Here is a 20,077-nt window from a genome sequence, read left to right on the forward strand (position 1 = left end):
CTCTTCAGTGCACCACTTGCAGACGGTTATCGAATACCAAGTCCTCCATCCGCAGGTAAGCGCTCTGTTGGCCCGGCTGGCTGAACAGCACCATGAGCACCACCCACTTCACCTGTTCAATGTCGATCTGTTGCACATCGAGCGCCAGGAGGCGGTCGATGACCAGTTCACGCTGCGCGGGGCTGATGATGCCGATGTTCTCCAGGTACAGGATGTACCCGCGGCAGTCCGTGTCGAGCCGCGCCTGTTCTCGCGCGTCGAAGATGCGAATCGCTCGCGATCCGGGAATCCCCCCCACGCGGTTCGGATCGGCCGACAGCTGCTCGAGCCATTCCAGCGCGCGGCCCACTTCTCGTTCGGAAAAACCAGCTCGTTCCAGTTCGTCCCGGAGTGTGTCGCGGTCGGGTTCGGGGGCGCAGTCCAAGTCGGCGTCGAAGTAATTCTCGAAGAGATAGATCAGGATATCGAGAACGCTTTCCTTCATTTCGCTGCCTTAACCAGGGACGCGCGCCGGACATAAAGTCCGCCAGGGCAGGCGTCGATGCGCGCCTCCAATTCGAGGATCAGCAGCATGGACGCTACCTCGTCGGCCTTGAGCCCGGTGCGTGCGATCAAATCGTCGACACTGGCCGGCTCGAAGCCGAGCGCATCTAACAGGATTTCATACCCTTTGTCCAATGCCGGGGATAAAACTGCTGCAGTTTCAGCGGTTTTCGCATCGGCGCGGGCATGCTCGCGGAGCACGCCGGTCAGTGGGCCCAGCTCGACGAATATATCGTCGGCGGTTTCCGCCAGCTTCGCGCCCTGCCGGATCAATCGATGACAGCCACGCGCCAGCGCGTTGTGGATCGAGCCCGGAATCGCGAACACTTCGCGGCCCTGCTCGGCGGCCAGTCGGGCTGTAATCAACGATCCGCTCCGCACCGCAGCCTCCACCACCAGCGTGCCCAGTGACAATCCACTGATAATGCGATTGCGCCGAGGGAAGTTATTTCTGCTCGCCGGCGCACCCAGAGGAAGTTCGCTGACCAGCGCGCCGCTGGATGCAATCTCCTCCGCCAACCCAGCATTGGCGCGGGGGTAGGCAATATCAAGCCCCGTGCCGCACACCGCGACGGTGCGCCCGCCGCTCTCGAGAGCGCCTCGATGCGCGGCGGCGTCGATGCCGATGGCAAGGCCGCTGGTGATCGCGAAGCCCGCACGAGTCAGGTGTGCGGCAAATTGTCGCGCATTGTCCAGGCCGGCGCGGGTGGGATTGCGCGAGCCAACGATCGCCAGTTGCGGAAGGCTGAGCAGATCAGGATCGCCGCGCACTAGCAGTGCGGCTGGCGCATCGGAAAGCTCCGCCAGCAGGGCGGGGTAGCGAGGAGAGCCTGATGGAATGAAATGATGCCCGGGCCGCTCGAGCCAGCGCTGGTGCCGTGCAAGCAATTGGTCCAGCGTTCCCGCGCAACAGCCGGGAATCCGCGCCACGCTCAGCCATGTTTCGAGCTCGTCCATGAGCCCGGAAACATAAGCTGAACCCAACCGCGCTCATGGATTTTTAGCGCGGTCTCCCTGACGAATTTCGTGCGTGGTTTCCATCACCAACGCGTAGCTCAGGTTATCGAAGGCTTTGAACACCATGATCACGCCGGCGCGCTCGTCGGGCAGCTGCACGTTGTTACCGAAATTCGAGCTGCGGCCCGTGCGGCGCGCCGCGAGGCCGCCCTCTGCGAAGGTGTCGCGCACCACGCCGCCGCGCTGATACGCGGCGAGAATGTGTCCGGGCTCCAGACCGTCGTTGCTGCCGCGGTTGAGTGCGACAACCTGGTACTGACCCATCACGGTGTGGCTGCGCACGGCGATGATGCTTGCGTCGATTTCGTCGCTGGGCGCGTGCGGCACGAAGTCCACATTCACTTCCACCGACTCCGGGAACAACTTGTCGCCTTGCAGGACTTCGCGAGCCGAATCCGTCATCACCAGCTTGGCGGGATCGCCTTCGGTCGCCACCGGGCCGGAGCCGACGTAAATGCCCGAGTAACCCAGCAGCTTGTTGTTGTCCGGATCGCGCAGTTCTTCCTCGACGTGCACAACGCTGTAGCGGGTTTCCGCCGCCGCGTCTTCGATGCCGCGTGCGTACACTTCGTTGCCAATCGCGCCGATCATGTGCGAGTCGCGCATCGCGACCACGTACGGCGCGGTCTTCACCTCGTCCTTGCTCAACAGCGTCGGCCGGCCCATGAAGCTGGCGACGATGTCATACGGGATGGCGGTGACAGCCTGGCTGAGCGGCTGCCGGCGCACTTCGGGCGACAGGCGCTTGCCGCCGCGACCGCTTTCGACTGTCTCGCCGCCACGCTGGGCCACGGTCAGGCGGGGCTGGCCGTCGATGTACACCAGCTTCAGCACGTCGCCGGGATAGATCAGGTGCGGGTTGGCGACCTGCGGGTTCACGTACCAGATTTCGGGCCAGTACCAGGGCTCGCGCAGGAACACCTTGGAGATGTCCCAGAGGGTGTCGCCGGTCTTGACCACGTATTGATCGGGGGCGTCGGCGGTCAGCGGAATGTTGCTGCCGGAGCCGACAGTCTGTGCCGGGCCGTCCTGGGCCAGAATGCTCGGGGGCGCCAGCACGCCCGCGGTGACGGTCAGGCCAGCGACCAGGCTGAGCAGAATCGCCGGACGAAGTGCCAGATTCGCAGTTTTCATGCGCTCAACGAGCTCCCATTAGAGATCCCTGCCGAACGGTTGTTGCGTCGCGTAAGCCTCTGTATAGGCGCGCAAAAACCCACTCGGGGCCGACATTAAGTTCAACAGTGGCCGAACTTTAGCAGCAACATTGCAACGAGTGCAGAAATGGGCTCCCAGCCCGAGACGTGGTTCTCATTCCTGCTCCAGGCGTGCCGATTGGCGCTTTCTATCGCCGTCTTTGGCACGAAACACTTGTTTCCGGCCAAATCGGCTGCAGACTACGCAGACCGGAACTGGACGGCAGTTTCCACCTTTTGACCCTTTCGAACATGGCACTACTTCCGATTCTCGAATTCCCGGACCCGCGCCTGCGCACCAAAGCGCAGCCCGTGGAACAGGTGGATGCGGGCCTGCGCAAGCTGATCGACGACATGTTCGAGACCATGTACGCCGCGCCCGGCATCGGGCTGGCCGCCACCCAGGTGAACGTTCATAAACGGTTGCTGGTCCTGGACATCAGCGAAAAGCGCAATGAGCGCCTGGCGCTGATCAACCCGGAAATCGTCAGCCACAGCGGCATGGAGGAGACCGAGGAGGGCTGCCTGTCGGTCCCCGGCATCTACGAGAAGGTCAAGCGCGCCGATCAGATCCGCGTGCGAGCCCTGGACCGCGACGGCAAGCAAATCGAATTCGACGCCGACGGCTTGCTGGCCGTGTGCATTCAGCATGAGATGGATCACCTGGAAGGCAAGCTGTTCGTCGACTATCTCTCCGACCTGAAGCGCACGCGCATTCGCAAGAAGCTGGAGAAGGAGCGCAAAGAGAAGGCCGACGCAGCCGCTCGCGCTCGCTCCAAAGCGCTTTGATCTTCAGGACCGGCGGCGCTACACCCGCGCCGCCGGTCAAGTCCGCGCTTTCTCCGGTCTTCCTCGCTGGAAGACCTTCCGCTCTTTGAGCGGCCCAAGAACAACTACAATGCCCCCTGACTGAGTCATCGCTGAGCTTTCGATGTCCCCGCCGCTGTCCCTCATTTTCGCCGGCACGCCCGAGTTCTCCGTGGCCGCGCTCGAAGCGCTGGTCGCTTCGCGGCATCGCGTGCTCGCTGTTTATACGCAGCCGGATCGGCCCGCCGGTCGCGGGCAGCAGGTCACGATGAGCGCGGTGAAGCAATGTGCGCTCAAGCATCAGTTGCCGGTCGAGCAACCGCAGACTTTGAAAGATCCCGCCGCCGTGGAGAGGCTGGCGCAATGGTCGGCCGATCTGATGATCGTGGTTGCGTATGGCTTGCTGCTGCCGAAGAACGTGTTGGACACACCTCGTTTGGGATGCGTGAACATTCACGCGTCGCTGTTGCCGCGGTGGCGAGGCGCTGCACCGATTCAACGAGCCATCCAGGCGGGAGACAAAGAGAGTGGCGTGACCATCATGCAGATGGACGTCGGTCTCGATACCGGGCCAATGTTGCTCGAACGAGTGACTCCTCTCGATCCACGCGACACGGGCGGTACATTGCATGATCGTCTGGCGAGGCTGGGCGCCGAAGCTGTACTGGCAGCGATCGAAGCGATCGCCGCCGGTAAAGCGACGCCGCGCGAGCAGCCGAAGGAAGGCGCTACGTACGCGGCGAAGATTCGTAAGGAAGAAGCGTTGATCGACTGGTCCAAGCCGGCCGTCGAAATCGATCGACTGGTGCGTGCGTTCAATCCGTGGCCGATCGCAGAGACACGTTGGAACGGTCAGCAATTACGCGTGTGGGAATCGCTGCCCATCGATAAGCAAACATCCGCCGCGCCGGGCACAGTCGTCGCGGCGAGTGACGCAGGCATCGAAGTCGCCACGGGCGAAGGAACGTTACAACTCACTCGCGTGCAGGCGGCAGGTCGCAAGGCCATGCCGGCCGCGGATTTCCTCAGAGCGCATCGCCCCGAGGGCGCGGTTCTTGGCTCGTGAGCGCATCAGCTGCAGTCAGAGCGAAAGCCGCGAAAATCGTCGCGGATGTTGCCGAGCGCGGCCGGTCGCTCGATGCCGCGTTGAGCGCAGAAAGCTCGGCCAATAAGCAAGAGCGCGGGCTGCTCCGCTCGCTGAGTTACGACAGCATTCGCTGGTATATCCGGCTCGACGCGTTGCTCGCGCGTCTGCTGAGTCGCCCGAATCAAACGCTCGATCCGGAAATTCGCGCGCTCACCATCGTCGGCTTGTGTCAGCTGATATACACGGATATTCCCGCGCATGCGGCGGTCGCTGAAACCGTCGCTGCAACCCGACTATTGAAACAACCGCGCGCTGCCGGCTTTGTTAACGCGATTCTGCGCCGCTGTCAGCGCGAGCATGCCAAGCTGCTGCCGCAGATCGATCGCGATCTCGCCGTGCGCACGGCACATCCGCGCTGGCTGGTCGAAGAACTTCGTAAAGACTGGGGCGATCGCGCCAGCGACATTCTCGACGCCAACAATCGACGCCCGCCGTTTTGGATTCGCGTGAATCGGCTCCGCGTGACGCCTGCGAACTATCGGGAACAATTGCAGGCCAGGCAGATCGGCGTGGCCGCCAGCATGTTCGAGGACACGGCGTTACTGCTCGACCGGGCCATGGATGTCAGTGAATTGCCGGGCTTCGACGCCGGTCTGGTTTCGGTGCAGGACGCAGCCGCGCAGCTCGCTGGCCATCTGCTCGATCCGCAGCGGGACGAGCGAATCCTCGATGCGTGCGCCGCGCCCGGTGGCAAGACCGGTCATCTGCTGGAGCTCTCGTCTGAACTTGCCGCGCTGACCGCGGTCGATGTTTCTCCCGAGCGGCTGACGAGAGTCACGCAGAATCTGCAGCGGTTGCAACTCACCGCGCAGGTGCTAGCCGGCGACGCCGCCGAGCCCAAGAGTTGGTGGGACGGCAAACCGTTCAATCGCATCCTGCTGGATGTGCCGTGCTCGGCGACCGGCGTGATCCGTCGTCACCCGGATATCAAGTTGCTGCGTCGGAGCGATGACATCGCGGCGCTGGCGGCGCGGCAGTCGCAGCTGTTGCGGACCTCGTGGTCGCTGTTGCAGCCGGGCGGCCGATTGCTTTATGCGAGTTGCTCCGCCCTACAGGCGGAGACCGTTGCCGTGATCGATGATTTTCTGCGCGCCGAGCCGGGCGCGCGTGACGTTACGGACCGAAGGCTGCAAGAGTTGCCAGACTGGTCGAGACAGGTCCCGGCAGCGCACGAGGGAACGCGCTCGGGCGTTCATGGCTTAAGAATCGCGGCGGGCTCCGCCAGCATGGATGGTTTTTATTATGCTCTGCTCGAGAAGCCGTGCTGAAGCATGGCCCAGCACCTGGCCTGATCCCATGACCCCAGTCGCCCGCAATCTCGGTTAAGGACCCTTCGTGGCGGTACGCCCAACCTGTCGCGATGTGCTTTGCCCCGGTAGCCTGGACTGGATCGTCCAGCGGCTATGCTGGGCAGGACGCCCGAATGCCGGGGGCGCAGGGATGCGCAGGACCGGCACCGCATGGCTCATGGCGGTGCTCGGCTGCGTGCTCGTCGCCAGCGGCGCGTTCGCCCAGGCCCCGCCGGCGCGGTTCGAAGTGCGCTCCGCCTATGTCGAGCCGGCCGAGGGCGTGTTCGAGCTGAACGCCACGCTCAATTTCGATTTGCCCGAGGGCGCGCGGGCCGCGATCCGCGAAGGCGTGCCGCTCACCGTGCACCTGGAGATCGTGGTCAAGCGCAAGCGCAGTTACTGGCTGGACGAAACGGTCGCGACGCTGGATCAGTCCTACGAGCTGGCGTACCGTGCGCTGAGCGAGCGCTATCTGGTGCGCAACTTGAATAGCGGCGAACAAGCGTCGTATGCGACGCTGGACGCCGCGCTCGACGCGCTGCGCGTGATCAGCCGCCTGCCCATCCTGGACCAGGCGCTGGTGTCGCCGAACCGGCGGCACGAAATCAGCGTACGCGGCAATCTCGATGTGCGCACGATGCCCGACGCCTTGCGCTTCGTGCTGTTCTGGTCGGATGACTGGCGGCAGCGCAGCGAGTGGTACACATGGTCGCCGCAACTCTGAAACGCACACTGGTCTCGATCCTGGTGCTCATCGGATCGGGGCTGTGGGTGGCTGCGCTGCTCATCATGGCGCAGACCGTGCAGCAGTCGGCGCACTTCAGCGATCTGCATCCTTTCATCGTCGGCGTGAACGTTGCGGGCCTGCTGGTCCTGCTGATTCTCATTGGCGGTCGTCTCGCGCAGCTGGTGCGCGACTGGCGCAAGCGAGTCGTCGGCTCTCGGCTCGAAGCGCGCATGGTGTGGATGTCGGCGACGCTGGCCATGGCGCCACTGTTGCTGGTGTTCTATTTCTCGGTGGTGTTCCTGAACCGCGGCATCGACAGCTGGTTCCACGTCGAGATTCGCCAGGGACTGGAAGACGCGCTGAAATTGTCGCGCGCCGCGCTCGACCTGCGCATGCGCGAATATCTGGAGCGCACGCGTTCCGTGGCGGCCCGCATCGCTCCGGTTCGTGTAGGCGCATTCCAGGCGCTGGATGAATTGCGGCGTGAGAACGAAGCAGTGGAATTGACGCTGCTCGCTTCCAACAGCCGCATTCTCGCCACCAGCTCGGATCGGCTGGGCGAGATCGTGCCCGCGCCGTTGAGCGATGAAATGACCATGCAGGTCCGGCAAGGTCGCGATTACGTCGCGCTCGATCCCGCGGCCGGCGGTGGTTATCTGGTGCGCACGGCGGTCCGCGTGCCGCAGGTGTTGCCGGGCGACGAGCTGCGTGTGTTGCAGGCGATATATCCCATCGAGCGGCGGCTCGGCGAGCTGGCCGATACGGTGGAGTCGTCGTATCAGCGTTACGGCGAGAAAGCGCGGCTGCGCGAGCCGTTGAAGACCAGCTTTACTCTGACACTGACATTGGTGTTGCTGCTGTCGTTGTTCGGGGCACTGTACGGCGCCTTCTGGGCCGCGCGACGGCTGGTGCGTCCTATTCAAGATCTGGTGGTGGGCACGCGCGCGGTGGCCAAAGGCGATTTCGATTTGCGTTTGCCGCTGACCTCGCACGACGAGATGGGCATCCTGGTCCACTCGTTCAACGACATGACCAAGCGGCTGGCGCGATCACGCGAGGAGACTCGGCGTGTCCAACAGGCGGTCGAGGCGGAGCGCGCCAATCTGGCGGTGATTCTGGCGCGCTTGTCCACGGGTGTGATCTCGCTGGAGGCCGATCAGACCATCCGCACGGCGAACCAGGCGGCGTGTTCGATTCTCGGCGTGGACGTGGACGCGCTCATCGGCAAGCCGCTCGCGCAGACGGGCAGCGATGGCACGCTATTCGACCAGTTCCAGTCCGCTTGCAGCGCGCACCTGGCCGCGGGCCTGAGCGAGTGGCGCGAACAGCTGGTGCTCCAGGGCGAATCGACCCGCCGTATCCTGATGTGCGCCTGTACTACCCTGTCGGGCGAGGACCAGACGCCCAGCGGTTACGTCATCGTGTTCGACGACATCACCACCCTGCTGCAGGCCCAGCGCGACGCCGCTTGGGGCGAGGTGGCGCGCCGGTTGGCCCACGAGATCAAGAACCCACTGACTCCCATCCAGCTGTCCGCGGAACGGCTGCGCCGTAAGCTGTTGGGGCATATCGACGAGACACAGGGGCAGGTGCTGGATCGCGCGACCCATACCATCGTCCAGCAGGTCGAGGCCATGAAGGAGATGGTCAACGCCTTCAGCGAATACGCGCGCGCGCCGGAGATGGATGTGTCACGCTTCGACCTGAACCAGCTCATCGGCGAAGTGGCGGAGCTGTATCGCGCGCCGGGCCGGCCGGGCACGACCCTGCAACTGCAGCCGGGGCTGCCGGACATCGAAGCCGACCGTGGCCGCATGCGACAGATCATTCATAATCTGCTGGCCAATGCCTGGGAAGCGTTGGAAGGCGTGGCGAATCCCTCGGTGCGCGTGGGCACGCGGCTGATCGAGAAGGGCAGCAGCGGGGTCACGACGGGCCGGGCGGTGGAGATCGTCGTCGAGGACAGTGGACCGGGCTTCCGGCCGGACGTGATCGGCCAGGTGTTCGATCCTTATGTAACGACCAAACCGAAGGGCACGGGCCTGGGGCTCGCGATCGTGAAAAAAATAGTCGAAGAACACGGCGGCGCCATAGATGCCGATAATGTACGCACAGGAGGTGCGCGGGTGTGTATCGAGTTGCCGTTGACTGCGGTCCGCGGCGGCGGTCCGATTCGCGAACGGCGCACCGGACCGAGGAGGGAGCGGGCATGAGTGCAGCGCGCATATTAGTCGTCGATGACGAAAGCGAGATCCGCGGGCTTCTGAAGGAGATCCTGGCGGACGAAGGTTACGAGGTGGACGTCGCCGCGGACGCCGCGGAGGCGCGCTCCGCTCGTGCGGCCCACGATCCCGATCTGGTCCTGCTCGATATCTGGATGCCCGATACGGACGGCATCACTTTGCTCCGTGAATGGGTGCAGCCCAATGGCAGCTCGTGCCCCGTGGTCATGATGTCGGGCCACGGCACGGTCGAGACCGCGGTCGAAGCAACTCGGCTCGGCGCGTTCGATTTCGTCGAGAAGCCGCTGTCGCTGGCCAAGTTGCTCCGTACCGTGGAGCGGGCGTTGGATTCCGGCCGTAACAAGCGGCAGAGCGCTCGCTCGCTGGTGCCGCCGCTGATTGCGCCTGTGGGTAAGAGCCGAGCGATGGCCGCGCTTCGGGAGCAGGTCCAGCAGGTCTCTCCCCATGAGACGCCGGTGCTCATCATCGGTGAGCCGGGCAGCGGTCGCGAAGCTTTCGCTCGCTACATTCATTCCTTGAGCCCGCGCGCGCAGGGGCCGTTTGTGCAATTGGTTGCCACCGGCGTCAGCGACGAGGGCGCCGCTGCGGCGTTACACGGCACTGAGGATTCGAACGGCGTGCACGCCGGCGTGTTCGAGCAGGCCGCCGGCGGTGTGTTGTTCATCAACGGCGTCGAAGATCTGCCGCCTAAGGCGCAAGGGCTGTTGGTCGCCGCGTTGGAGACGCGCACGTTTACGCGCGTTGGCGGCGCGACGCCGGTGAATACAAATGTTCGGATCATCGGGTCCGCGACGTCGCGATTTTTGAATGCCGAGGGCACGGGCGTGCGGCTCGAGCTGCTGTCGCGGCTGAATGTCATTACTTTGAATGTGCCGCCGCTGCGTGATTACGCGCAGGATGTGCCGGACTTGTTACGTCACTACGTCGATCGTCTGGTCGACGAACAGCATCTGCCTTTCCGCCGCTTCGGCGTGGCTGCTCAGAATCGACTGCGCAATTATCCTTGGCCGGGCAACGTTCGTGAGCTGCGTAATCTCGTGCAGCGGTTGTTGATCCTTGGCGGCGAAGAAGAGATTCGCCTCGATGAGATCGAGCGGGAGCTCGCCGCGCACGCTCCGACCAACGAGCCGTTGGTGAAACAGGATCTGCTGGCGCTGCCGCTTCGCGAGGCTCGCGAGCATTTCGAGCGAGCTTACTTGCAGCAGCAGCTTATCCTTTGCAACGGCAAAGTCGGCCAACTCGCCAAGCGCGTGGGCATGGAGCGCACCCACCTCTACCGCAAACTCCGCTCCCTCGGCGTCGACTTCCGCCAACTCGCCGAAGACTGAGAGGCCTTGCCGCTTGCGCTCTCGCGCGCGGCTTTCGCTGACGCGATTGGCGCTGCGCGCCGTGCGCGGACGCGTTGCGCGCAGCCTGGCGGCAGAGCTGTGGCGCAGGTGGGGGTCTTGGGAAACTCGCGAGCGTCTTCAACGTTGGCTTAAAGTCGTTCGATGGTGCCCGCACGATTAGCTCGGCTGCTGCGTTGAGGGCAGTATCGCTCGATCGCGCTGTCGCGCTCCGAGCTGCAACGCGCGTCGTCATTTGTACAGCCGGCGTGCAGCGGCTTGCTCGAATGACCGCGGCGGTACAGTCACCGTGGTTGCGAACATCCCAAGACCCCCACCTACGCCCCAGCTCGAAGATGCACGATTCGATGCCTCACGTTTCCGCAGAAACTCCGAAAGTTAAATTCCGGCCCGGCCGGCAAAGTCGACGCCCCGCGAGCTCGACTCGATGTTTCCCCACCAACGTGGCGGTCAGCGAATCGGAGATCGGCTCGATTCCGGTCCTGCTCCCTTGGCGAACTTCTCTTCGGCGATAGCGCCCACCGCGTGAGCTACTCGCCGACGCGGATAACCAACGCGTCGATTTGAGCCTGGCGAAGTTTGCTGCGAGTGTCTTCGAGTTTCTGCAGGTTGGTGATGGGACCGACGCGGACTCGGTGCCAGGTGTCCTTATCGATGGTCACCTTTTGGATCTTGGACTCGACGCCCTGCATGGCAATCAGCGCGCGGACGCGGTCGGCGTCCTTGTGATTACGGAACGAGCCGGCCTGGAGAATGTAAGCGCCGGGCTTCTCCACCGGGCCGGCGACGACGGCGGGGGCGGCGCCGCTGCGGGAATCCTGTTCGGGGATGACGACTTCGTACTTCGGGAGCATTTCGTAGAAGTCGAACTCCTGCGTCTCCGCTTCCTTCTGTGAAGCGGGCGCAGGCTTGTTCTCCGCCTGGGCGTCGTCGCGGACCATAGGAGCGGCGGTCTGCTGAGAAGCGAGGCGAGCTTCGGTGCGGCGGTCGAAGAGATAAACGCCCAAGGCGACGGCCAGCCCGAGCGCCAGGCCGCAGACGAAGCCGGCCATGCCCGATAAGCCGGACGAACCGCCGGAACGACGTTTGGAATGCTTGTAGTCCTTGGCCATGAAGGAAAAATCGAAAACCGATCAGCAGGAAACGAATCTCAGCCACGCGCCTGGCGAAGCGCCAGTCGCGTAATTTTGCGCCGGCGCACTATTCCTCACCAGCGGCTTTTTTCGGTTCCATCCACTCGGGCGCGGACACGCCGAGCAGTTTCAGGCCGTTCTCCAGGACCTGGCGGGTGGCGCCGACCAGGTTCAAGCGCGCGTTACGCAGCTTCACGTCATCGATGATGAACTTGTGCGCGTTGTAGTAGGCATGGAAGTCGCCCGCCAGCTCACGCAGGTAATGCGCGAGCTGATGCGGCTCGAGAGCGCGCGTGGCGTTCTCCAGCAACTCGGGATAGTAGGTCAGTCGACGGATCAGCGCTTTCTCGTGAGGCTCTGTTAGCAGCTGAACGTGCGCCTCGCCAACTTCTCGTTCGTGCGTGAGTCCTTTCTCCTGCAGCTGACGGAAGACGCTACAAACGCGCGCGTGCGCCATCTGCACGTAGTAAACGGGATTCTCTTCACCCTCGGCCAGCGCGAGGTCGATATCGAACACGAACTCCGAATCCGCCTTCCGCGACACCAGGAAGAAGCGGAACGCATCGCGCCCCACCCAGTCGACCAGATCGCGGACCGTCACATACGAACCCGCGCGCTTGGAAATCTTCACTTCCTCGCCGGCGCGCATGACCTTCACCATCTTGTGAAGCACGTAGTCCGGATAGCCTTTCGGGATCCCGATGTTCAGCGCCTGCAACCCCGCGCGCACGCGCGCGATCGTGCCGTGGTGATCCGTGCCCTGCACGTTGATGGCGCGGAAGAAACCACGCTGCCACTTCGTGACGTGATATGCGACGTCAGGAAGGAAGTAGGTGTAGGTGGCATCCGATTTCCGCATGACGCGATCTTTGTCGTCGCCGAAGTCGGTGGTCTTCAGCCATAGCGCGCCATCCTTCTCGTAAGTGTGGCCGCTCGCGATCAGGCCTTGTACGGTCGAGTCGACCTTGCCGTCGCTGTACAGGCTCGACTCCAGGTAATAGGTGTCGAAGCGCACGCCGAACTTCTGCAGATCCATGTCCTGCTCGTGGCGTAGACAGGTGACCGCGAAGCGACGGATCGCATCGAGATCCTCGATCTTGCCGCTCGCGCGGATCGGTTCGCCGTCGAACGCGTGCACGGTCTTGCGCGCGAGGAAGTCGTTAGCGATGTCCTGGATGTATTCGCCCGCGTACCACCCTTCCTGCCATTCCGGATCGCCGGGCTTGAAGCCGCGCGCGCGGGCCTGGACGGACAGCGCCAGGTTTTGAATCTGCACGCCGGCGTCGTTGTAGTAGAACTCACGGCTGACCGGATGGCCCTGTGACTGCAACAGCGCCGCGAGCGCATCGCCGAGCGCCGCCTGCCGACCATGTCCGACATGCAACGGACCCGTGGGATTCGCGGAAACGAATTCCACGACCACGTTCTGCCCAGCGCCGCGCTTGTTGTAACCGTACGCCACGCCGAGATCGAAGATTCGCGAGAGCTCCTGCTGATACGCCTGTGGCGACAGATGGAAGTTGATGAAGCCCGGACCCGCGATCTCGATCTTGTCGACCAGCTCGCTCGCCGGGATGCAATCGACGATGGCCTGCGCCAGCTGCCGCGGGTTCTTGCGCGCGGGCTTGGCCAGCTGCAACGCAATGTTGGTGGCGAAATCGCCGTGTGCGGCGTCGCGCGTGCGCTCGACATCCACCGTGGGATGCACATCCGCGGGGACAATGTCGGCCGGCAAACAGGCCAGGGCGGCCTGCACTAGGCGTTCGATCTGGTACTTCACAAAGAGCAGGGAAAAAGTGGGTTCACGACAGTGTACTCAACTCAACTCGGCCGCATCCACATCGATCGACCATCGGACCTTCCGGGCCTCCGGCAGCATGCCGAGGGCGGTCAGCCAGCCGCTCATGAATCGTTGTAAGGGCGAGTGGGTGGGTGCGTGCAGAAGCAGTTGCGCGCGGAAGCGGCCGGCGCGGCGCTCCATGGGCGCGGGCGCGGGACCGAGCAGCTTCACGCCGCGAACCATATAGTCGTCGGCGAGGGCGCGGGCGGCGTGCAGGAATTGCAGCGGAGCCTCTTGATCGGCTGCTTCCGCACGCAGGAGCGCGATCCGCGCGAATGGCGGCCAGTTACTTTGTTCACGTTCTGTCAACGCGCCGTCCGCAAACGCTGCGTAGCCGCCCGTCAGCAGCAGTGTAAGTAACGGATGATCCGGATATTCCGTCTGGATCAGCACTTCGCCCGCGCGCTCGGCGCGACCGGCGCGGCCGGCGACCTGGACGATGGTCTGGGCGAGGCGCTCCGGCGCGCGAAAATCCGTGCTGAACAGGCCCTGGTCGGCGTTCAGCACGACCACCAGTGTGACTTTGGGAAAGTCATGCCCTTTGGTCAGCATCTGCGTGCCGACCAGGATGCGGATCTCGCCGCTGTCCACGCGGGCCAGCGTTGCTTCCAGCTCGCCTTTACGCCGCATGCTGTCGCGATCGATGCGCGCGAGCGGAAAGCCGGTAAATAAGTTCTCAAGCGTCTCTTCGATCCGCTCCGTGCCCTGGCCCACCGGTTTCACATCGGCGAAACAGTTGGGGCATCCCTCGATCAACGGTTCCTGCGAGCCGCAGTGATGACAGATGAGGTCGCGTCCGCGCGTGTGCACGGTGAGGTGCGCGTCGCATCGGCGGCAGTGCGCGGACCATCCGCAGGTCGGGCAGAACAGCACCGGCGCATAACCGCGGCGGTTGATGAACAGCATTACTTGTCCGCCCGCATCCAGATGACGACGAATGGCCATCACCGTCGGCGTGGCGATTCCCTGCGTGGTCGCGTTCTTACGCAGGTCCACGAGGAACAGTTTGGGCGGTCGCGCGCTGCCCGCGCGCTCCGGCAGCCGCGAGAGCGTCTCTGGCTGTTTTCGAGCGCGAGCCAATGTTTCCAGCGAGGGCGTGGCGGAACCGAGCACGACGGGAATGCCGAGCCGCTGTGCGCGCACCAGCGCCAGGTCGCGCGCGGAATAACGAAACCCATCTTGCTGCTTGAAGGAGGGATCGTGTTCCTCGTCGATGATGATCAGCCCGGGCTGTGGGAGCGGGCTGAAAATCGCGGAGCGCGTGCCAATGATGATTCGCGCCGTCCCTTCACGCGCGTCGCGCCATGCGGTCAAGCGCTCGGTGTCGTTCAAACCGGAGTGCAGTACTGCAATAGGGGCGTCGAAGCGTCCACGAAAGCGCGAGATCAGCTGCGGTGTCAGCGAGATTTCAGGCACGAGGACCAGTGCCTGTTGCCCGCGCGCGAGCACCGTTGCGATCGCGTGCAGATACACCTCTGTCTTGCCGCTGCCGGTGACGCCGTAAAGCAAATGCGAGGCGAAGGAACCCAGTGTGTTTGTAATTCGCTCAACCGCGGCGGCTTGCGCTTCATTGAGCGGCGGGCCTTCGCGAACGATCGATACAGGCGGCGTCTCGGGCGCTTCGCGAGCGAATTGCTCGACGAATCCCCGCGATTCGAGATTGCGGAGCGCTGAGAGCGGGCTCTCGGTCGCGCCGAGGATTTCAGAGGCGGGTGCTTGCGCGTGATTCGAGAGGTACTCGGCGATGGCGCGAAGACGAACGGAGCGTGCCGGCAGCGTCGCAAGCGCTTGCTCGCGTCCCTGCGCCGTGAGTCGCCACACGATTTTTTCCTCGCGAAGAGGCGCGCCGCTTCTCAAGTGCACTGGCATCGCCGAGCTCAGCACCTCGCCCACCGGATGGCGGTAGTACTCGGCAGCCCACGTCAACAACGCGAGCAGTTCAGCGCTGAATGTCGGCTCGTTGTCGATGACTTCGAACGCCGCGCGCAACTTATTTGACGGAATTTCGGTGTCATCGCGACCTTCGACCACCACGCCCACCACGCGGCGGCGACCGAATGGAACCCACACGCGATGGCCCGGCGCGGCCGGCTCGCCATCAGCCGGCGCGCGATAGTCGAACACCTGCCGCAGAGGTGTGTCGATCGCGACGGCCAGATACGGCGTCCGGTCTATGCACAAAACCTGTGGAAAAGTCTGTGCATTGTTTGGGGTGAACCGACTCAAGTGCTCATTCCACGGACGTGTTTACGAGTTGCTCATTTTTTAGACGGGAGTCACACACGGTCAGTGTCAACGCGACGCCGCCACCAGCGTTGCACGAGGAATCACCCTGGTCATGACACGCAGGTTTCTGGAACGCATGCGGCCCTCTGCTACTCTCCGCGCAGCCTCTACCTCGGCCTGGGCGCTGCTCAACCTTGGGCAGGGCGACGCCCCGGCGGCCGTGGAGGAACAGTCTCTGGATCAGGTGCGCACGCTGGACCGATTTCTCGTCAGCGTCGAGAAGCGTGCGTTTCGCATCGCCAGGATTGCCGTGCGCCACGACGACGATGCGCTCGATATCGTACAGGACGCGATGCTGCAGCTGGCGCGTCGCTACGCCCAGCGCCCCGCCGAGGAATGGCGCCCGCTGTTCTACCGCATTCTGCAAAACCGGATTCGCGACTGTCAGCGCCGCCGGATGGTTCGCGCCAAGCTGTTGAGCTGGCTGCCCGGCTGGAAGGCTGACGACGATGAAGGCGCGGATCCGTACGACGGCGTCCCCGACGGGCGGCCATTGCCGCAGGACCTGCTCGCGACCGATCAGGCCATGGCCAAGCTCGAACAGGCGCTGGCCGAGTTGCCGGGCCGGCAGCAAGAGGCGTTCATGTTGCGTAACTTCGAGGGGATGGACGTGGCGCAGACCGCCGAGGCCATGGGCTGTAGCGAAGGCAGCGTGAAGACGCACTATTCTCGCGCCGTGCACACTTTGCGCGAGGAATTGGGGGCTGCATGGTGAACACACCCACGCCCGATCCATTCGAGGGGCGCAGCCGGGAGTTGTTCGAGGAGAGCGTCGAGCGCCTCGACGCGCGCACGCGTTCGCGGCTCAACCAAGCCCGACAGCGCGCGCTGGACGAGCTGAAGAAGGGTTCGACCCGCAGGTACTGGCTCGGCGCGCCGCTGGGCGGCTTGGCCGCTGCCGCTCTTATCGCGCTCGTTTTGATTCGAAGCGGGGGCGAGCCCGCTGTGCCGCAGCTCGAAAATGGCGGAATGTTGCTGGATGACTTCGATATCGTGGCCGATACCGACAGTTTCGAGATGATTCGCGAGGTGGAGTTTTACTCCTGGGTGGGCGAAGTGACCGAAAACACTGGCTGATCATGCGTATCTCGGCCCTATCCGTGATGCTGGCTTGGGCGGTTGCCGGTGGCGCGGTAGCCGACGAGATCGAGCCTTTAGACGGCGCATTTCTGGAATATCTGGCCAACTTGGAAGCGGAGGATGGCGACTGGACGCTAGTTGCCCCGCCCGAAGCGGATGAGGCTGAGCCCACCGAGAACTCCAAAGACAAACCGGCCGGGAAGGCGCCCACGAAACAGACGGCCAAGCCCGCCGTGGAAGATCGATGACTATCCGGCTGACCTGCCTTCTTCCCCTGCTACTCAGCGCCGCGCTGCTGGCCGCGACGCCGGCAGCCCAGGCTATCGAGTCAGGACCCGCCGGAGTGAGCTGGCACGAGCTGTCTCCCGAGCAGCAAAAGCTGTTGGCCAAGTTCGAATCGCGCTGGGCCCAGTTGCCCCTGGCGCGGCAGCAGTCGCTCGCCCGAGGCTCGCAGCGCTGGCTGAACATGCCGCCCGAGCAGCGCCAGCAGGCGAAGCAGCGCTTCCAGCGTTGGCAGTCACTGGATGTGGAGCAGCGGCGCGCCATGCGCCGCGCGTTCAATCAGTTCAAGAAGCTGCCGCCGGCTGAACAGGCGCGGATCCGCGAGAACTACCGCCGGTTCCAGGATCTGCCGCCGGAACAGCGGCAGAAGCTGCGCAAGCAGTTCCAGCAACTCACGCCGGAGCAGCGTCAGCGCTTGCGGGAGAGCTTGCGCAAGCAATGACTGGCCAATCGGCGCGCTGCTTGGGTGGCCATTCCCATTGTTGAACTCGCGCGGGTTCTGATCCGCCGATCCACACCGCGGCCAGGAAGATGTCCGGTCGAGGCTGAAACACTGCCGCGCCCCAGGCGGAGATCGTGGGCACGCGCCCCTGCCACTCGCCATCCTCCTTCCAGAACACGCATTGGCGAAGCGCATCGATCAGGTCGAGATGCAGAGCTTTCGCGACCGCTTCCTTCAGGGTCCACAGCGTGTAGAACAGCTGCGGTCTCGCTTCCGGGGACGCCGCTTCCATGGCAAGAACCTCGCGTTCATGAAACGCGAAGCACGCGAGTCGGAGCACATCGCGGGGCCGATTGATCTCCAGATCCACACCCACCTGCCATCCCGCCGGCGCGACCAAGAGTGCAGCGTGCTCGGCGCTATGACTGAGGCTGTGCGGTGTAGACCCCGCATCGACCAGGGCAAGCAAGGCCCGGCTGACTTCGAAATCCGCGCGCCGACGCCGCGCGCTGAGACGAGAACGGTCCGCCGCTGAAAGCGTGGACGGATCGAAATGCTCGCGCGCCGCCGGCAAGCCCAGCCACAGAGCTAGGTCGCCCTCCGCGAGGCCACTGTTTAGGCCGACGCGAGTGTCGGCATGCGCGTGTGGGTTGCCGTGCATGACAGGCACATCATAATTCCGTCCCCATGAACGCCGAACCGCAACTCGCCGAAGCCGCCACCGACAGCCCCGAGCGCCGTCGGGACGCGTGGCATTGGCGGCTGTTCATGACCGGGTTCAGCTTTTTCCTGTTCGGTTTGGGCGCGTTGGTGGTCGGCGCGGTGCTGTTGCCCATCGTGAAGCTGATCCCGGCGACACGCGATGTGAAGCGTAAGCGGGCGCGCGCGGTCATGAGCGCCGCGCTTCGCCTGTTCATCGGCATCATGCATCGAGGCGGCGTGCTGACCTATGAGTTCCAGGGCCAGGAGCGCCTCGGCCTCCCAGGCCAGATGATTGTCGCCAATCACCCGACGTTGATCGATGTGGTGTTTCTCCTGGCATTCGTGCCCGGGACGAGTTGTGTGGTCAAACAGGGCCTGTGGCGCAACCCGTTGACGCGCTGGGCCGTGACCCTGGTCGAATTCATTCCCAACGATCAGACCGCCAGCATGATCGAAGGCGCGGCCGGCGCCTTGCACGACCGGCAGGCGCTGATCTTTTTTCCTGAGGGGACACGCACCCGGCCGAACGAGCCAATGGTGTTTCACCGTGGAGCGGCCAATATCGGCCTGCGCGCCGCGGCCGCGCTCACGCCGGTTTACATCCGCTGCGAGCCGACCACGCTTACCAAGGCCGAGCCGTGGTACCGGATCCCGCCCCGGCGCCCGCATTTCAGCCTGGCCGTCGGCGAAGACCTGGACTTAAGTCCCTACCGGAATGCGCCGTTACCGCTAGCATCACGAGCCTTGAACGAGGCCATGCATCGGCATTTTCAGCAGGAACTCGCCCGGCCGAGGGCCGGACGGCCGTAAGACTGCCCGGAAGCCGTTGCGGCTGTACGGTGTGTCCTCCGCGAATTAAACTGCGCGCCGAGTTCGCGGACCCGATGCAGCGCGCGTAGACGTGCTACTCCCGACATTTCCCAACAGAGCAGTCCATGCAGTCGCAAGATGAAATCCTCGAACGCATCCGCGGGACGCTGGTCGAGCTGTTCGAGCTCGAGCCAGCGCGGATCACGTCGGATGCGCGCCTGTACGAGGATCTGGAGATCGACAGCATCGACGTGGTCGACCTGATGGACGAAGTGCAGAAGCACACCGGGCGCAAGGTCACGCCCCAGGATTTTCGATCCGTGCGCACCGTGGGCGATCTCGCGACAGTGGTGCAGCGGTTGATGCAAGCCTGAGATGCGTGGCGTCTGAGAGCGTGCAGATGTTTCCCGCCAAGTTTTCCGTCTGCGTGGTCATCCCGGTTTACAACCACGAGCACGCCATTGGCGTCGTGGTGAACAGCCTCCGCGCGCAGGCGTTACCGGTGATCCTCGTCGACGATGGCTGCAGTCCAGCCTGCGCGCAGGAGTTGGATCGACTGAGCGCGCTGCCCGAAGTGACGTTATTCCGTCATGACACCAATCGTGGCAAGGGCGCGGCAGTCATCACGGGTTTTCGCGCAGCCGCCAAACTCGGGTTTACGCACGCAATCCAAGTCGATGCGGATGGTCAGCACACGCTGAGCGACGCGCGGCGGTTCGTGGAGGCGGCGCGTGAAGAACCCGATGCGGTCATCTGCGGCCGGCCGGTGTTCGACGCCAGCATTCCCAAGTCACGTTACTACGGCCGCTATCTCACGCACGGCATGGTCTGGCTGCAGACGCTGTCGTTCGACATTATCGATTCCATGTGCGGCTTCCGCCTGTATCCGCTCGCGGCCACGCTGGATCTGATCGATCACCAGCACATCGGCGAGCGCATGGACTTCGATTCGGAAATCCTGGTGCGGATGCATTGGCGCCAGATGCCCATGCGCTGGTTGGACACGCGCGTGTCGTATCCCATCGACGGCGTCTCGCACTTCCGCATGTTCCTGGACAACGTGCGCATGACCACGCTGCACATCCGGCTGACCTGCGGGATGTTGATCCGCCTGCCGGTTTTGCTGTGGCGAAAAGTCGCGCGATCCAAGCCCACGCGCGAGGTGCGGGAGCGTGACGCGAATGCCTGAG

Annotated in this window: 20 protein-coding genes; 13 read left to right on the forward strand and 7 right to left on the reverse strand. The window is 63.9% G+C overall.

What is annotated here, in order from left to right; genetic code table 11:
* Positions 1-4 precede the first annotated feature (4 nt).
* The 3 genes from VGD45_RS14365 to VGD45_RS14375 are packed head-to-tail and all read right to left on the reverse strand — an operon-like array spanning position 5 to position 2,694.
* Positions 5-484: a DUF494 domain-containing protein gene (locus tag VGD45_RS14365; RefSeq protein WP_331156009.1), complete on the reverse strand. Its 480-nt coding sequence runs from the start codon at positions 482-484 to the stop codon at positions 5-7.
* Entirely contained in the window at positions 481-1,500 is a 1,020-nt protein-coding gene (dprA, locus tag VGD45_RS14370) for a DNA-processing protein DprA (RefSeq protein WP_331156010.1), read from the reverse strand. Before dprA ends, VGD45_RS14365 begins: the two co-directional genes overlap by 4 nt.
* 33 nt (positions 1,501-1,533) lie before the next feature.
* Positions 1,534-2,694, reverse strand: a complete 1,161-nt coding sequence (locus VGD45_RS14375; RefSeq protein WP_331156011.1) for a LysM peptidoglycan-binding domain-containing protein — start codon at positions 2,692-2,694, stop codon at positions 1,534-1,536.
* 311 nt (positions 2,695-3,005) lie between these two features.
* Here VGD45_RS14375 and def point away from each other — a divergent pair, with 311 nt between their 5' ends.
* The 6 genes from def (at position 3,006) to VGD45_RS14405 (ending at position 10,294) form a co-directional block, all read left to right on the forward strand.
* Complete coding sequence (def, locus tag VGD45_RS14380; RefSeq protein WP_331156055.1) at positions 3,006-3,542, forward strand: peptide deformylase; 537 nt, start codon at positions 3,006-3,008, stop codon at positions 3,540-3,542.
* A 142-nt stretch (positions 3,543-3,684) separates the two neighbouring features.
* Positions 3,685-4,626 (forward strand): methionyl-tRNA formyltransferase, encoded by a 942-nt coding sequence (gene fmt, locus VGD45_RS14385; RefSeq protein WP_349263268.1) that lies wholly within the window; start codon positions 3,685-3,687, stop codon positions 4,624-4,626.
* Entirely contained in the window at positions 4,623-5,975 is a 1,353-nt protein-coding gene (gene rsmB / locus VGD45_RS14390) for a 16S rRNA (cytosine(967)-C(5))-methyltransferase RsmB (RefSeq protein ID WP_331156012.1), read from the forward strand. The genes fmt and rsmB overlap by 4 nt, the downstream gene beginning before the upstream one ends.
* 172 nt (positions 5,976-6,147) lie before the next feature.
* Positions 6,148-6,720, forward strand: a complete 573-nt coding sequence (locus VGD45_RS14395; protein ID WP_331156013.1) for a DUF4390 domain-containing protein — start codon at positions 6,148-6,150, stop codon at positions 6,718-6,720.
* Positions 6,702-8,936: a sensor histidine kinase gene (locus tag VGD45_RS14400; RefSeq protein WP_331156014.1), complete on the forward strand. Its 2,235-nt coding sequence runs from the start codon at positions 6,702-6,704 to the stop codon at positions 8,934-8,936. The genes VGD45_RS14395 and VGD45_RS14400 overlap by 19 nt, the downstream gene beginning before the upstream one ends.
* Positions 8,933-10,294, forward strand: coding sequence for a sigma-54 dependent transcriptional regulator (locus VGD45_RS14405; protein WP_331156015.1), 1,362 nt, complete (start codon positions 8,933-8,935; stop codon positions 10,292-10,294). Before VGD45_RS14400 ends, VGD45_RS14405 begins: the two co-directional genes overlap by 4 nt.
* 548 nt (positions 10,295-10,842) lie before the next feature.
* On the opposite strand, the gene VGD45_RS14410 is transcribed toward VGD45_RS14405, so the two are convergent.
* The 3 genes from VGD45_RS14410 to VGD45_RS14420 all read right to left on the reverse strand — a co-directional run bounded on the left by VGD45_RS14410 (position 10,843) and on the right by VGD45_RS14420 (position 15,511).
* A complete protein-coding gene (locus tag VGD45_RS14410) occupies positions 10,843-11,424 on the reverse strand; it encodes an SPOR domain-containing protein (protein ID WP_331156016.1) in 582 nt (193 codons plus the stop codon).
* A gap of 88 nt (positions 11,425-11,512) precedes the next feature.
* On the reverse strand, positions 11,513-13,225 hold the full coding sequence (gene argS / locus VGD45_RS14415) for an arginine--tRNA ligase (RefSeq protein WP_331156017.1): 1,713 nt from the start codon (positions 13,223-13,225) through the stop codon (positions 11,513-11,515).
* Between the two features lie 36 nt (positions 13,226-13,261).
* Positions 13,262-15,511 (reverse strand): primosomal protein N', encoded by a 2,250-nt coding sequence (locus VGD45_RS14420; RefSeq protein WP_331156018.1) that lies wholly within the window; start codon positions 15,509-15,511, stop codon positions 13,262-13,264.
* Positions 15,512-15,623: 112 nt separating this feature from the next.
* On the opposite strand from VGD45_RS14420, the gene VGD45_RS14425 reads away from it, so the two are divergent.
* The 4 genes from VGD45_RS14425 to VGD45_RS14440 are packed head-to-tail and all read left to right on the forward strand — an operon-like array spanning position 15,624 to position 17,375.
* Positions 15,624-16,286: an RNA polymerase sigma factor gene (locus VGD45_RS14425; protein WP_331156019.1), complete on the forward strand. Its 663-nt coding sequence runs from the start codon at positions 15,624-15,626 to the stop codon at positions 16,284-16,286.
* Positions 16,280-16,648: a hypothetical protein gene (locus VGD45_RS14430; protein ID WP_331156020.1), complete on the forward strand. Its 369-nt coding sequence runs from the start codon at positions 16,280-16,282 to the stop codon at positions 16,646-16,648. Before VGD45_RS14425 ends, VGD45_RS14430 begins: the two co-directional genes overlap by 7 nt.
* Before the next feature lie 2 nt (positions 16,649-16,650).
* Complete coding sequence (locus tag VGD45_RS14435; protein WP_331156021.1) at positions 16,651-16,899, forward strand: hypothetical protein; 249 nt, start codon at positions 16,651-16,653, stop codon at positions 16,897-16,899.
* Positions 16,896-17,375, forward strand: coding sequence for a DUF3106 domain-containing protein (locus tag VGD45_RS14440; protein ID WP_331156022.1), 480 nt, complete (start codon positions 16,896-16,898; stop codon positions 17,373-17,375). The genes VGD45_RS14435 and VGD45_RS14440 overlap by 4 nt, the downstream gene beginning before the upstream one ends.
* Here the strand turns inward: VGD45_RS14440 and VGD45_RS14445 are convergent.
* Positions 17,326-18,036 carry a 4'-phosphopantetheinyl transferase family protein gene (locus tag VGD45_RS14445; protein ID WP_331156057.1) on the reverse strand — a complete coding sequence of 237 codons (711 nt, stop codon included), beginning with the start codon at positions 18,034-18,036 and terminating at the stop codon, positions 17,326-17,328. The genes VGD45_RS14440 and VGD45_RS14445 overlap by 50 nt on opposite strands.
* A 26-nt stretch (positions 18,037-18,062) precedes the next feature.
* On the opposite strand from VGD45_RS14445, the gene VGD45_RS14450 reads away from it, so the two are divergent.
* The 3 genes from VGD45_RS14450 to VGD45_RS14460 all read left to right on the forward strand — a co-directional run bounded on the left by VGD45_RS14450 (position 18,063) and on the right by VGD45_RS14460 (position 20,076).
* Positions 18,063-18,887, forward strand: a complete 825-nt coding sequence (locus tag VGD45_RS14450) for a lysophospholipid acyltransferase family protein (RefSeq protein ID WP_331156023.1) — start codon at positions 18,063-18,065, stop codon at positions 18,885-18,887.
* 125 nt (positions 18,888-19,012) lie between these two features.
* The gene (locus VGD45_RS14455) at positions 19,013-19,261 is read left to right on the forward strand and encodes an acyl carrier protein (protein WP_331156024.1); all 249 of its coding nucleotides are present in this window, start codon (positions 19,013-19,015) and stop codon (positions 19,259-19,261) included.
* Between the two features lie 26 nt (positions 19,262-19,287).
* Positions 19,288-20,076 carry a glycosyltransferase family 2 protein gene (locus VGD45_RS14460; RefSeq protein ID WP_349263274.1) on the forward strand — a complete coding sequence of 263 codons (789 nt, stop codon included), beginning with the start codon at positions 19,288-19,290 and terminating at the stop codon, positions 20,074-20,076.
* Position 20,077: the final 1 nt, after the last annotated feature.

Source organism: Steroidobacter sp. (genome assembly GCF_036402275.1).
GTDB lineage: Bacteria > Pseudomonadota > Gammaproteobacteria > Steroidobacterales > Steroidobacteraceae > Steroidobacter.